Genomic DNA, 11,933 nt, shown 5'->3' on the forward strand with positions numbered 1-11,933 from the left:
GGCTTTTCGTTGTCCTGTCCAGTGGCGCAACGCATCCACACAAGCTCGCATTAACCCGATTGCGGCAACCATGCTGACATGTCGGACGAGCTGGGAGGCTTGATCATGCCGGACGCCAGACGCAGGCATCGCTGACGACGTCGCGATGGATCTTGCAACCCTCTGGTATCTGACGCTCGGAACGCTGGTCGTGGCGACGGCGATGACCCTCTGGGAGCGCCACGCGCACGCCCAGCGGTCGCGCGAGCTCGGCCTTTGGGCAGCGGCCTGCGGCGTGTTCGCCCTCGGCTGCATCCTCGCCATGAACCGCAGCCTGCTCCCCGGAGTCGCCGGCCCCGCCCTCACCAATGTCGTCATGGTGCTCGGCTATGCGATGGTCTTGCAGGGCGTCCTCGCCCTCGACGGCAGGGCGCTGCGCCCGGGGCTCGTCGCAGCCCTTCTCGCAATCCTCGGAACGGCCTGGTTCATCGGCGGCGCCGAGATGGGCAGCATCTTCTGGAACCATATCGCCGCACTGCCGATCGCGGTCACCTGCGCCCTGACCGCCCTCGCCCTTTATCGCAGCCGCACCGCCAGGGGCCTGCGCTCCCGCCCGGTCGCGATCGTCGTCTTTGCCTGCCACAGCCTCACCTACGCCATCCGCGCCTTCGTCGTGCCGGTGGTGGTTGCAGTCTATGGCGAGGGCACGTTGGCCATCGTCGCCAAGGTGACGATGTACGAGGCCGTGCTGTTCACGGTCGCCATGCCGATGTCGCTGATCGCCCTGGTACGCGAAGAGGATCAGGCGCAGCTCCAGGCGCGCACGCGAACCGACTTCCTGACCGGCATTCTCAATCGCCAGGGCTTCTTCGAGCTCGGTTCCAAATGCCTGCGCGAGCGGGAGGATGGCGTTTCGCATTCGCTGCTCGCCTTCGACCTCGATCACTTCAAGGCCATCAACGACACGCATGGACACGAAGCCGGGGATCGCGTGCTGAAACTCTTCGCCGGCGTCGCCAGCGAGGCCGCGGGGCCTGGTGCCGTCACGGCCCGTCTCGGGGGCGAGGAGTTTGCGATCCTGCTGCCGGAGACCGGCGCGGGCGACGCGCGCGAGATCGGCCTGACCATAGCCCGACGGTTTGCCGAAGCGGCAGCGCGACGTGACGGGCTGGCGATCGCGGCGACCGTCAGCATCGGCCTGGCGGAAGCGAAAGCCGGCAAGGCCGGCTTGACCGAACTCCTGGCCGGGGCGGACCGCGCCCTCTACAGGGCCAAGATGCTGGGCCGCAATCGCCTCGAGAGCGCGATCGCCGAGGCGGCCTGAGCGCCCCTGCTCATGGTCGTGACGTTCCGCCCGCTCGCGCGACGATCAGGATCAGCAAAAGATGGTTCCGCAGCCTGCCACGACGCGGCCAGAAGCATAACGCGGCATTATAGCTGGTCGCAAACAAAGCATATGAAGCTTGAGGAGGGACGATCTAAGGCTCTGGCACGACCCGGCACTCCAGCGGGTCGGCCTTGGCGAAAGCCACGCTCGAAGACGGTGTCGGTCGCCCGCAGGCCGGCATGCGCCCGGGCAGGGGCCCCTCAACCTTGCACAGACCAGGACTGCTCGTGCCACGTATCGTCACTGTCGCTGCCGCCCAGTTGGGCCCGATCCAACGGGCTGATAGCCGCAAGCAGGTCGTCGACCGCATGATCGCGCTGATGGAGACGGCCAAGGCGCAGGGCGCGACCTTCATCGTCTATCCGGAGCTGGCGCTGACGACCTTCTTCCCGCGCTGGTATTGCGCGGATCGCGCCGAGGCCGACCCTTGGTTCGAGCCAGCCATGCCCGGCCCGGAAACCCAGCCGCTCTTCGACAAGGCGCGGGAGCTCGGCCTCGGCATGAGCTTCGGTTATGCCGAGCTCACGCCTGAGGGGCGTCATTTCAACACCTCGATCCTCGTCGATCGCGCTGGCCGCATCATCGGCAAATACCGAAAGATCCACTTGCCTGGCCACGTCGAGTTCGACCCCGAGCGGACTCACCAGCATCTTGAGAAGCGCTATTTCGAGCCGGGCGATCTCGGCTTCCCGGTCTGGGATTTCGAAGGCGGCCTGTTCGGAATGGCGATCTGCAACGACAGGCGCTGGCCCGAGACCTATCGCGTCATGGGGCTCCAGGGCGTGGAGATGGTCGCGCTCGGCTACAACACTCCGTCCGCAAACTCGCAATCCGCGAACGAGACGGCTGCGGACCGCCTGTTCCACCATCGCCTGTCGGTGCAGGCCGGCGCCTATCAGAATTCGACCTGGGTCGTGGCCGTCGCCAAGGCCGGCTGCGAGGATGGGCATCACCTGATCGGCGGCACGTTGATCGCGGCGCCGGACGGCAAGATCGTCGGCGAGTTGGACCACGAGGAAGACGGCGTGCTCGTCCATCCCTGCGACCTCGACGAGACCCGCTTCGGCAAGGCGACGATCTTCGATTTCGCCCGCCATCGCCGCATCGAGCACTACGGCCTGCTCACCGAGCGCACGGGTGTCGGCGTGCCGCTCGGAAAGGCGGACGGCGCCTGAGCGCCTTCCTCACTGGAACGGATCGAACGGCGTTGGGAAGCGCCCCGTCGGCGCGATCTCGGCATAGGGGCCGCGCGCCAGTAACTGCCCCTCCCCCGGTTGCGCCAGCACGCGCTCGCCGTCGAAGATCAGGCGGCCGCGCTGATAGGTGGCGACTGGATAGCCCTGCACCGTCATGCCCTCATAGGGCGTGTAATCGCTGCCATGGTGCTGCAGGGCGTTGGTCAGGGTCACCTGCCGCGTCGGGTCGAACAGCACGATATCGGCATCCGCCCCGACGGCGATGGCACCCTTGCGCGGCGCCAGCCCGAATCGCCGGGCCGGATTGGTTGCGACGAGATCGACGAAGCGGCGCAGGTCGATGCACCCTTTCGCGACGCCTTCCGAGTAGAGGATCGGCAGCCGCGCCGCGAGGCCGGGCACGCCGTTCGGGATCTTGTTGAACGGCGCGGTCTCGCCATGCTGCTTCTTGCCGCGCGGATCGTCATAGCGCAGCGGCGAATGGTCGGACGAGACGATGTCGATGACGCCGTCCCGCAGGAACTGCCAGAGCGCTTCGCGATCGGCGGCAGAGCGCAGCGCCGGCGAGATCATGAACTTGGCGCCCTCGAAGCCCGGCCTGTCCATATCGGCCGCGTCGAGCACGAGATATTGCGTGCAGGTCTCGGCCCAGGCCTTCTGGCCGCGTGCCTGCGCACGCGCCACCTCCTCGCCCGACTGTGCGCCCGAGACGTGGAAGACCTGGATCGGCGTATCCAGCGCCTCGGCCAGCGCCAGGATGCGGTGCGTCGCCTCGCGCTCGACCACCATCGGCTTGGCCCAGGCGAGATGGCGCGGCGCCGTCAGCCCGGCGCCCAGCAACGCCTGCGTCAGCCAGCCGATCAGTTCGTGATGCTCGGCATGGACGCAGACCAGCGCGCCGGCGCGGCGTGCCGCGGCGAGCGTCTGCAGGATCTGCGGGTCGCCCAGGCGGTTGCTGTCATAGGTCATGAAGATCTTGACCGAGCGATGTCCGGCCTCGACCAGCGCCGGCAGCTCGCGTTCGAGCACCTCCGGCGTCGGGTCGTTGACCAAGAGGTGAAAGGCGTGATCGATCCGTGCCAGCTTGGCCTTTTCGGCATAGGCGGCGACCGCGCCGGCCAGCGAGCCGCCCCGGACCTGCGGCGCATGGCAGACGACCGTGGTCGTCCCGCCCGCAGCGGCCGAGGCCGTGCCGCTGGCGAAGCCGTCGGCGATCTCCGCGCCCGAGGAAAACGGCTGGTCGAGATGGACATGGCTGTCGACGCCGCCGGGCAGGACGAGAAGGCCCTGCGCGCCCACCTCCTGCCGGCCGCGCGGCAGACCCACGCCGATCGCGGCGATCACACCATCGGTGACGCCGATGTCGAAGGCTCCGATATCGCTGGCGGTCACGGCCGTTCCGCCGCGGATGACGAGATCGAAATCGCTCATGGTCTTTCTCCCGCGGCGGTCGCGGCGCCGGATGGTTCTAGGCTGCCGACATCGCGGTGCGGTTCTGCAGCCGCGAGACCAGCCGCACGAACGGCCAGAACATCAGGAAATAGACGATCGCCACCGCAACGAGTGGCGTCGGGTTGTAGAGCAGGCCCTGAGCGAGCTGAGCCGAGCGCAGCAGTTCCTGCAGGGCGACGGCCGAGGCGATCGAGGTCTGCTTCACCAGCTCGACCGTGTTGCTGATCAGGTCCGGCAGCACGTTGCGCGTGCCCTGCGGCACCACGACGTAGGCCATGCTCTGGAACCAGCTCAGGCCGGTCGAGCGGGCAGCCTCGCGCTGGCCCTTGGCCACGGATTCGATGCCGGCGCGGAAGATCTCGGCGAAATAGCTCGAGCCGTTCAGCGTCAGCGCCAGCACCGCCGCGGTGAACTCGTTGAGCTTCAGGCCCAGGAAGGGCAGGCCGAAGAAGATGAAGATCAGCAGTACCAGCGGCGGGATCGCGCGCATTACGTCGACATAGGCGATGAGCAGGAAGCGCAGCAGCCGGCTCGGCACATCCTGCGCCATGGCGATGGCGATGCCGGCGAGCACAGAGAGCGGCACCGCGACAGCGGCCAGCGCCAGCGTCATCCAGAAGCCCTGCAGCAGCAGCGGCCAGACCTGCCTGAGCACGTCGAGGTTGAAGAAGGTCGTGACGAGCTCGTCCATCAAGACCTCGGATGGGCATAGGCATGTTCCAGCCAGCGCGTGAAGCGCACGAAGGGCAGGAACAGCAGGAGGAACAGCAGCGCGCCGACGGTCAGCGCCGTCGGATTGGCGACGTTGGACTGGATGCTCGAGGTCACGTTGAGCAGTTCGGGCACGGCCACGACCGAGCCCAGCGTGGTGCCCTTGCTGATGCCGATGGCGCGGTTGGTCAGCGGCGGGATCGAGATGCGCACCACCTGCGGCAGGATGATGTAGGCCAGCGTCTGGGTGAAGCTCAGGCCGGTCGAGCGCCCGGCCTCCCATTGCCCCTTCGACACGGCGTTGATGCCGGCCCAGAAGATCTCCTCGGCGAAGGCCGAGAGCACGATCGCCAGCGCCAGCACCGTCGCGGTGAAGGGCTCCAGCACCAGCCCGAAATAGGGCAGCGCGAAATAGGCCAGCACGATCAGCACGAGCTGCGGGATCGAGCGGAAGAAGTCGATGTAGAAGATGATCAGCCAGTTCAGCGGCCGGATGCCGTAGAGCCGCAGGATCGCCAGCCCGAGGCCGAGCGGGATACCGATCACCACCGTCAGGATCGACATCTGAACGGTGATCAGGAAGCCGCGCAGGATGTCGGGCCAATAGGCCGACATCAGCTGGAAGTCGAAGAAATAGCGGGCGATCTGGTCCATTGGCGCCCGTCAGCCGTGCGAGCGCATCACGAAATCGCGGATGCGCTGGTGCTGCGGGTTGACCAGGATCTCCTGCGGCGTGCCCTCGGCCAGGATCGCACCATGGTCCATGAAGACGACGCGGTCGGCGACGTCGCGCGCGAACTTCATCTCATGAGTCACTACGATCATGGTCATGCCCATCTCCTTGGTGCGGACCATGACGTTGAGCACTTCGCCGACGAGCTCGGGATCGAGCGCCGAGGTCGGCTCGTCGAAGAGCATGACCTGCGGCTCCAGCGCCATCGCCCGGGCGATGCCGACGCGCTGCTGCTGGCCGCCGGAGAGCTGGGCCGGATAGGCATCGGCCTTGTGCGCCAGGCCGACCACCTCGAGATGATGCCGGGCCTTGCGCTCCGCCTCCTCCTTGCCGAGGCCGACGACCTTGCGCAGCGCCAGTGTGACGTTCCCCAGCGCCGTCTTGTGCGGATAGAGGTGGATGCCCTGGAAGACCATGCCGATCCGGCGGCGCAGTAGGTTGAGATCGACCTTGGGACCGGTGACCTCCTGCCCGCCGACGCGGATCGTGCCTGCCGTCGGCTCCTCGAGCCGGTTGATGCAGCGCAGGCAGGTGCTCTTGCCCGAGCCGGAGGAGCCGACGATCACGACGGCCTCGCCCTTGCCGACCGCGAGATCGACCCCGCGCAGCACCTCGACCTCGCCGAAGCTCTTGCGCAGCCCGTCGATCGACACGATCGTCTCGGCAGGCGCGGCCGGCATCGCGGGCTGCGCGCTCACTTGCATTCCGTCTTGCGCGGCGCCGCGTCGTAGCCTTCGAAATCGGGCGCGCCGGTGCCCGGATAGATCTTCGCCGTCGACGAAGCGGCGTCCGGCTTCACGCCGAACCATTTCTCATGGATCTTCGCGAGCGTGCCGTCGGTCTTGATGCACTCCAGCGCCGCCTCGACCTGCGACCGGAAGGCGGCGTCCTCCTTGCGGAAGGCGATGCCGAAATTGCGGCCGCTATCGAGCACGAAGGCGACCTCCGCGGTCGGCGTCTGGGTGGAGACGTAACGCGAGACCGGCGCGTCGGCGACATTGGCGAAGGCGCGGCCGATCATGACCGCCTGCACCGCGTCCGCGTTCTTGTTGTAGCGCTGGATGGTGAAGCCGTATTTGGCCTCGTTGTCGGTCAGCCACTTGTCCGAGATCGAGCCGTTGTTGACGGTCAGCGCCTTGCCCTTCAGCTCTTCGAGGCTGGCGATCTTGCCGCCCTTCTTGACCAGGAAGCCGAGGCCGGTCGGCATATAGGGCTCGGAGAACAGCATCTGCGCCGCGCGCTCCGGCGTGATGTTGGTCGGCGCCGGGATCATCTCGTAGCGCTTGGAGAACAGGCCGGCGAAGATCGCCGAGAAGTTCGAATCCGTCACCTCGACGCCGGGGCGGCCGAGTTTCTGGGCAAGCGCAGCGGACATGTCGTAGGTGAAGCCGGTCGTCTCACCGGCAGGGGTCTTGAAGCAGAACGGCGCGAAGCCGAGATCGCAGGCCACCTTGAGCTTTTCGTTCTGCGGATGGTCCGCATCCTGGGCCATGGCCGGCATCGCGATCAGTGCGGCCAATGCCACGCCCCTGATGGCGGCGCGCACCATCCCCGTCGAATTCAGTGTCATGCTTCCCGCTCCCGTTATGCGACGGCCTCGCCGCGATTGTCGCGCCCCTGTTTTCGCGACGATCCGGCCACGTCTGGAGCGAAGCCTAACAGGGCAAAATCATGCCCTGCCAATCATTTGTTGTCGGGCTCCCATAACCTGGTGTTAAGCGCTTTCCGGCGCCTCGGCCTCCTTGCTCGTCGGCATGGGCGGCACCAATCCACGCAGAATGTCGACGAAGGCGTTCGCCGTCCGCGAGAGCGGCTCGAAGCGCGGCGTCAGCAGATGGGCGCGCACCCGTGTCTTGGGCGCGAGCGGACGCGACACCAGCTCCGGCCAGGTCCGCCCGCGCAGGACGAACTCGTCGACGACGGCGATGCCGGCACCCGCCCGCACCATGGCGCAGGCGACAGGCGTGAAGCGGACGACGGTGCTGATCCGCAGCGGGGCGGACTTCAGGGTGAGCGCCCGTCCGACGACATCGCCATAAGGCGTCTGCGGTCCGAAGCCGATCAGCGGATAGGGCACGAGATCGGCCGGACGGATCACCCGCAGCCGCGCCAGCGCGTGATCGCGCGGCATGATCACCATGAGGCGCCCTTCGGTCAGCACCTCCATGTCGAGCGTCGGCTCGTCGATCGGCAGGATCGAGACGCCGAGATCGGCCCGCCCGCTGACGATCTTGGCGATGATCTCGAGGAGCGTCAGCACCTCGAACTCGACGCGCAGGTCGGGGAAGCGCTCGCGCAGCCGGGCGATCGCATCGGGCACGAGCGCCTGGCCGACGCTCGGGCTCGCGACGATCCGCACGGAGCCGGTGCCGCGCTCGCGCAATTCGTCGGCGAGCTCGTTGACCCGGACCACGCCCTGATGGACCTGATCGACCTCCTGGAAGAGCCGGCGCGCCTCCGGCGTCGGCTGCACGCGGCCACGCACGCGCTCGAACAGGCGCAGCGCCAGCCTGTCCTCGGTATAGGCCAGCAGGCGGCTGATCGCCGGCTGCGAAACGGCGAGCAACCGGGCCGCGCCGCTGATCGAGCCGGTGATCATGATCGCCCGGAAGACTTCGATCTGGCGGAGATTGAGGCGCATGGCAATAACATCCGATTATGGGCGGACGCATAATAAGCATGATTCATTTGGCGGATAGCATTCTAAGCTCGCCCTTGCGTCGGCCATGACCGGCGCCGCGACCACGGGACGAGGCCGGCCGATGAGACGCTTTCTGACGATGAGGGATGTCGAGGCAGCGGTGGCCGGCGGTTCGGTCTTCGCCGCAGGCGGCGGCGGCTGGGCCGACCATGGCCGCATGCTCGGCACTGCCGCCGTCAACACCGGCAGGCCCGAGCTCGTCAGCATGGACGAGATTCCCGACGACGCCATCATCGCCACCGCCGCCGCCATCGGCGCGCCCGCTGGCACGACCGAATGGGAGATGTGGGGCATCGACTACGTCAAGGCCGTGCAATTGCTGCAGGAGGCGCTCGGCAAGCCGGTCTATGGGCTGATCATCGGCCAGAACGGCATGTCGAGCACGCTGAACGCCTGGCTGCCCAGCGCCATCCTCGGCGTCAAGGTCGTCGATGCGGTCGGCGACATCCGCGCCCATCCCACCGGAGACATGGGCTCGATCGGCCTCGCCAACAGCCCGGAGGCGACGATCCAGGTCGCGGTCGGCGGCAACCGCGCCAGGAACCAGTATATCGAGCTGGTGACACGCGGCGCCACCGCCAGGATCTCGCCGATCCTGCGCACGGCCTCGGACATGTCGGGCGGCTTCATCGCCTCCTGCCGCAACCCGGTCCCGGCCGCCTATGTCCGCAAGAACGCCGCGCTCGGCGGCATCTCGATGGCGCTGGCCCTGGGCGAGCGCATCCTCGCGGCCAAGCCCAAGGGCGGCGCGGCTGTGATCGATGCGATCTGCGACCAGACCGGCGGCACGATCATCGCGCGCGGACGGGTGGCCAGGAAGGATGTCCGCTACACCAGCGAAGCCTTCGACATCGGCACGATCGAAGTCGGAACCGGCGCCGCGGCCCGCATCATCCATGTGATGAACGAGTATATGGCGGTCACCGATCGCGACGGCGCGCGCCATGCCTGCTTCCCGGACGTCATCACGACGCTCGACGGCGACGGCCAGCCGGTCAGCGCCGGCCATGTCCGCGAGGGCATGGAGCTCTCGGTGCTGCGCGTGCCCAAGGACAAGATCCCGCTGAGCTCGAGCGTGACCGATCCCAGCGTCTATCCGATCGTCGAAAAGGCGCTGGGCATGAACTTCACCGACTACGCGCTCGGCCGCGAAGGCTGAGCAGTGCAGACGCTTTCCGCCCTCCCGCAGGATCAACCGGATACCCTGACCATGAGCGATTTCGATCTCGTCCTCCGCGGCAACATCGTATTGTCCGACCGGATCATCGAGGATGGCTATGTCGCCGTCGCCGGCGGCAAGATCGGCAAGGTCGGCCCCGGCACGCCGCCTTCGGCCCGCGAGACGCAGGATTTCCGCGGCCAGTGGATCATCCCGGGCGTCATCGATGGCCAGGTCCATTCCGGCAGCCAGGCCAACCACGAGGGCATCGGCATGTGCTCGCGCGCCGCGGCAGCGGGCGGCGTCACCGTCATGGTCGACATGCCCTATGACGAGCCGGAGCCCGTCACCAGCGCCAAGCTCTTCAACGAGAAGGTCGCAGTGGTCGAGCGGGACGCCCATGTCGACGTCGCGCTCTACGCCACCATCACCATCGAGAACGGGCTCCATGCCATTCCTGGGCTGGTCGAGGCCGGCGCCTGCGCCTTCAAGTTCTCGACCTTCGAGGCCAATCCGACGCGCTTTCCCCGCATCGGCGACGACACGCTCTACGAAGCCTTCAAGCTGATCGAGCCGACCGGGCTGCTCTGCGGTGTCCACAACCAGGACCAGGAGATGACCCGGCGCAACATCGCCCGGCTGATCGAGGCCGGCGATACCGGCCCGGACGCCTTCCTGCGCGCCCACACGCCGCTGATCGAGAACCTTGCCACCGCCCGCATCTACGAGATCGGTGCCGAGACAGGCGCGCGGGCGCATGCCGTCCACGTCTCGACCTCGCGCGGCTTCGAGATCTGCAACATGTACAAGCGCGCCGGCTACAAGGCGACGGTCGAGAGCTGCGTGCAGTACTTCATGCTCAACGCCGAGGAGCACGTGCCGCGCTTCGGCGCCAAGGTGAAGCACTACCCGCCGATCCGGCCGAAGGCCGAGAGCGACCTGCTCTGGAGCCACCTCGCCGCCGGCCATTGCGACTTCATCTCCTCCGACCACGTCTCCTGGGGGCTGGAGAAGAAGGGCGATCCGATGGTTTTCAAGAACACCTCGGGCGGGCCGGGCATCGAGACGCTGCTGCCGGCGCTCTGGACCGGCTGCGAGGAGCACGGCCTGTCCCCGACGATCGTGGTGAAGCAGCTTTGCGAAGGGCCGGCCAAGGCCTTCCTGCTCGCCGACAAGGGCCGGCTCGACGCCGGCGCCGATGCCGACATCACCGTGCTGGAGCCTGGCCGCTTCATCCATGACCCGAGCAAGAGCCTGGCGGCGGTGAAGTGGAGCTCGATGGAGGGCCGCGAGTTCCGCGTCCGCGTCGCCGCGACCTATGTCCGCGGCAAGCTCGCCTGGGATGGTGAGCAGATCCGCAACCAGGCCGGTGACGGCCGCTTCCTGCGCCCGGCGGCCTGAGGCGCGATGTCGATCGATCAGGACCGGCTCTGGCGGCGCATCGAGGCGCTCTCGCGGATCACCGATCCCGAGCGCCCGTGGACGCGCCGCTCGTTCACGCCGCGTTTCCTCGAAGGCCGTGCCTGGCTTGAAGCGGAATTCCGCGCCGCCGGGCTGGAGACGGAGCTCGACGCAGCCGGCAACCTGATCGGCCGGCTCGCCGGTGCTGATCCCAAGCTGAAGCCGATCCTGATCGGCTCGCACTCCGACACCGTCCCTTCCGGCGGCCGCTATGACGGCATTTTGGGCGTGCTTGCCGCGCTGGAGGTGGCGCAGAGCTTCAGCGAGCGCGGCGATCGTTTGCGCCACACGCTGGAGGTCGTCGATTTCCTGGCCGAGGAGCCGAGCGAGTTCGGCCTCTCCTGCATCGGCAGCCGGGCGCTGGCCGGCGCGCTGACCGAGCAGCATCTCGCCCTAACCCGCCCGGACGGCATGACCTTGCGCGACGGCATCGCCTTCGTCGGCGGCGAGCCGGAGGAATTGGCCTCGGTCAGGCGCGAGCCCGGCAGCATCGCTGCCTATGTCGAGGTCCATATCGAGCAGGGCCGCGTGCTGGAGAACGAACGCATCCCGATCGGCATCGTCACCGATATCGTCGGCATCCGGCGCGAGCGCATCGTGGTGACCGGCCGTGCCGACCATGCCGGCGCGACGCCGATGCCGCTGCGGGCCGATGCGCTGGTGGGGGCCTCGAAACTGATCGAGGCCGCCTACAAGCGCGCACTGGCCACCGCGCGCGACAACCAGCCGCTGGTCGCCACCTTCGGGCGCATCGAGGTCAGCCCCAACGCCGCCAACGCCGTGCCGGGCGAAGCGGTGCTGACGCTCGAGGTCCGCTCCGGCAACGAGGCGGCGGTCAAGGCCTTCGGCGAGGCGCTGGTGCGCGACCTGCGTCCTGCGCTGGAAGAGCTGCGCCTCGCCATCACGGCCGAACCGATCAGCCATGTCGCGCCGACGGCCTGCGCGCCAGAGGTGCGTGCGGCCATCGCCAATGCCGCTGCCTCGTTCGGCCTCGCCACGCGCGACCTGCCGAGCGGCGCCGGCCATGATGGCGTCTTCGTCGCGCAGACCGGTCCAATCGGCATGATCTTCGTGCCCTGCCGCGACGGGCGCAGCCATGCGCCGGAGGAATCGATCGAGCCGGAGCAGGCAGGTGACGGCGCCCGCGTCCTGGC

At 67.7% G+C, this 11,933-nt stretch carries 11 protein-coding genes; 5 read left to right on the forward strand and 6 right to left on the reverse strand.

Translation table 11 applies throughout. The features are described 5' to 3' along the window. Positions 1–145 precede the first annotated feature (145 nt). Positions 146–1,303: a GGDEF domain-containing protein gene (locus tag AC07O0_RS10390; protein WP_494622638.1), complete on the forward strand. Its 1,158-nt coding sequence runs from the start codon at positions 146–148 to the stop codon at positions 1,301–1,303. 290 nt (positions 1,304–1,593) lie between these two features. Beyond that, complete coding sequence (locus AC07O0_RS10395) at positions 1,594–2,541, forward strand: N-carbamoyl-D-amino-acid hydrolase (RefSeq protein ID WP_494622640.1); 948 nt, start codon at positions 1,594–1,596, stop codon at positions 2,539–2,541. Positions 2,542–2,550: 9 nt separating this feature from the next. Here the strand turns inward: AC07O0_RS10395 and hydA are convergent, their stop codons facing one another. The 6 genes from hydA to AC07O0_RS10425 form a co-directional block, all read right to left on the reverse strand. Continuing rightward, positions 2,551–3,993, reverse strand: coding sequence for a dihydropyrimidinase (gene hydA / locus AC07O0_RS10400; protein ID WP_494622642.1), 1,443 nt, complete (start codon positions 3,991–3,993; stop codon positions 2,551–2,553). 37 nt (positions 3,994–4,030) lie between these two features. Beyond that, positions 4,031–4,705: an amino acid ABC transporter permease gene (locus AC07O0_RS10405; RefSeq protein WP_494622645.1), complete on the reverse strand. Its 675-nt coding sequence runs from the start codon at positions 4,703–4,705 to the stop codon at positions 4,031–4,033. After that, entirely contained in the window at positions 4,705–5,379 is a 675-nt protein-coding gene (locus tag AC07O0_RS10410) for an amino acid ABC transporter permease (RefSeq protein ID WP_494622647.1), read from the reverse strand. Before AC07O0_RS10410 ends, AC07O0_RS10405 begins: the two co-directional genes overlap by 1 nt. Before the next feature lie 9 nt (positions 5,380–5,388). Beyond that, positions 5,389–6,138: an amino acid ABC transporter ATP-binding protein gene (locus AC07O0_RS10415; protein WP_494624171.1), complete on the reverse strand. Its 750-nt coding sequence runs from the start codon at positions 6,136–6,138 to the stop codon at positions 5,389–5,391. Between the two features lie 14 nt (positions 6,139–6,152). Continuing rightward, the gene (locus AC07O0_RS10420; RefSeq protein ID WP_494622649.1) at positions 6,153–7,028 is read right to left on the reverse strand and encodes a substrate-binding periplasmic protein; all 876 of its coding nucleotides are present in this window, start codon (positions 7,026–7,028) and stop codon (positions 6,153–6,155) included. A gap of 144 nt (positions 7,029–7,172) precedes the next feature. Next, a complete protein-coding gene (locus AC07O0_RS10425; protein ID WP_494622651.1) occupies positions 7,173–8,099 on the reverse strand; it encodes a LysR family transcriptional regulator in 927 nt (308 codons plus the stop codon). A 121-nt stretch (positions 8,100–8,220) separates the two neighbouring features. On the opposite strand from AC07O0_RS10425, the gene ertC reads away from it, so the two are divergent. From ertC to ertE, 3 genes are all read left to right on the forward strand, one after another. Next, positions 8,221–9,318, forward strand: coding sequence for a thiohydantoin desulfurase (gene ertC, locus AC07O0_RS10430; protein ID WP_494622653.1), 1,098 nt, complete (start codon positions 8,221–8,223; stop codon positions 9,316–9,318). A 51-nt stretch (positions 9,319–9,369) separates the two neighbouring features. Continuing rightward, positions 9,370–10,719, forward strand: coding sequence for a hydantoin-5-propionate amidohydrolase (gene ertD, locus AC07O0_RS10435; protein WP_494622655.1), 1,350 nt, complete (start codon positions 9,370–9,372; stop codon positions 10,717–10,719). Positions 10,720–10,725: 6 nt separating this feature from the next. Beyond that, a partial coding sequence (gene ertE, locus AC07O0_RS10440; RefSeq protein ID WP_494622657.1) for an N-carbamyl-l-glutamate amidohydrolase ErtE occupies positions 10,726–11,933 on the forward strand: 1,208 nt, incomplete at its 3' end.

The sequence above is a fragment of the Allobosea sp. GW821-FHT10B12 genome (assembly GCF_059415545.1).

Bases quoted from the DNA above. Each gene is read 5' to 3' on its own strand.
- AC07O0_RS10390 (WP_494622638.1), top strand. From the start codon at position 146: ATGGATCTTGCAACCCTCTGGTATCTGACGCTCGGAACGCTGGTCGTG.
- AC07O0_RS10405 (WP_494622645.1), bottom strand. From the start codon at position 4,705: ATGGACGAGCTCGTCACGACCTTCTTCAACCTCGACGTGCTCAGGCAG.
- AC07O0_RS10410 (WP_494622647.1), bottom strand. From the start codon at position 5,379: ATGGACCAGATCGCCCGCTATTTCTTCGACTTCCAGCTGATGTCGGCC.
- ertC (WP_494622653.1), top strand. From the start codon at position 8,221: ATGAGACGCTTTCTGACGATGAGGGATGTCGAGGCAGCGGTGGCCGGC.
- AC07O0_RS10425 (WP_494622651.1), bottom strand. From the start codon at position 8,099: ATGCGCCTCAATCTCCGCCAGATCGAAGTCTTCCGGGCGATCATGATC.
- AC07O0_RS10420 (WP_494622649.1), bottom strand. From the start codon at position 7,028: ATGACACTGAATTCGACGGGGATGGTGCGCGCCGCCATCAGGGGCGTG.
- hydA (WP_494622642.1), bottom strand. From the start codon at position 3,993: ATGAGCGATTTCGATCTCGTCATCCGCGGCGGAACGGCCGTGACCGCC.
- ertD (WP_494622655.1), top strand. From the start codon at position 9,370: ATGAGCGATTTCGATCTCGTCCTCCGCGGCAACATCGTATTGTCCGAC.
- AC07O0_RS10415 (WP_494624171.1), bottom strand. From the start codon at position 6,138: ATGCCGGCCGCGCCTGCCGAGACGATCGTGTCGATCGACGGGCTGCGC.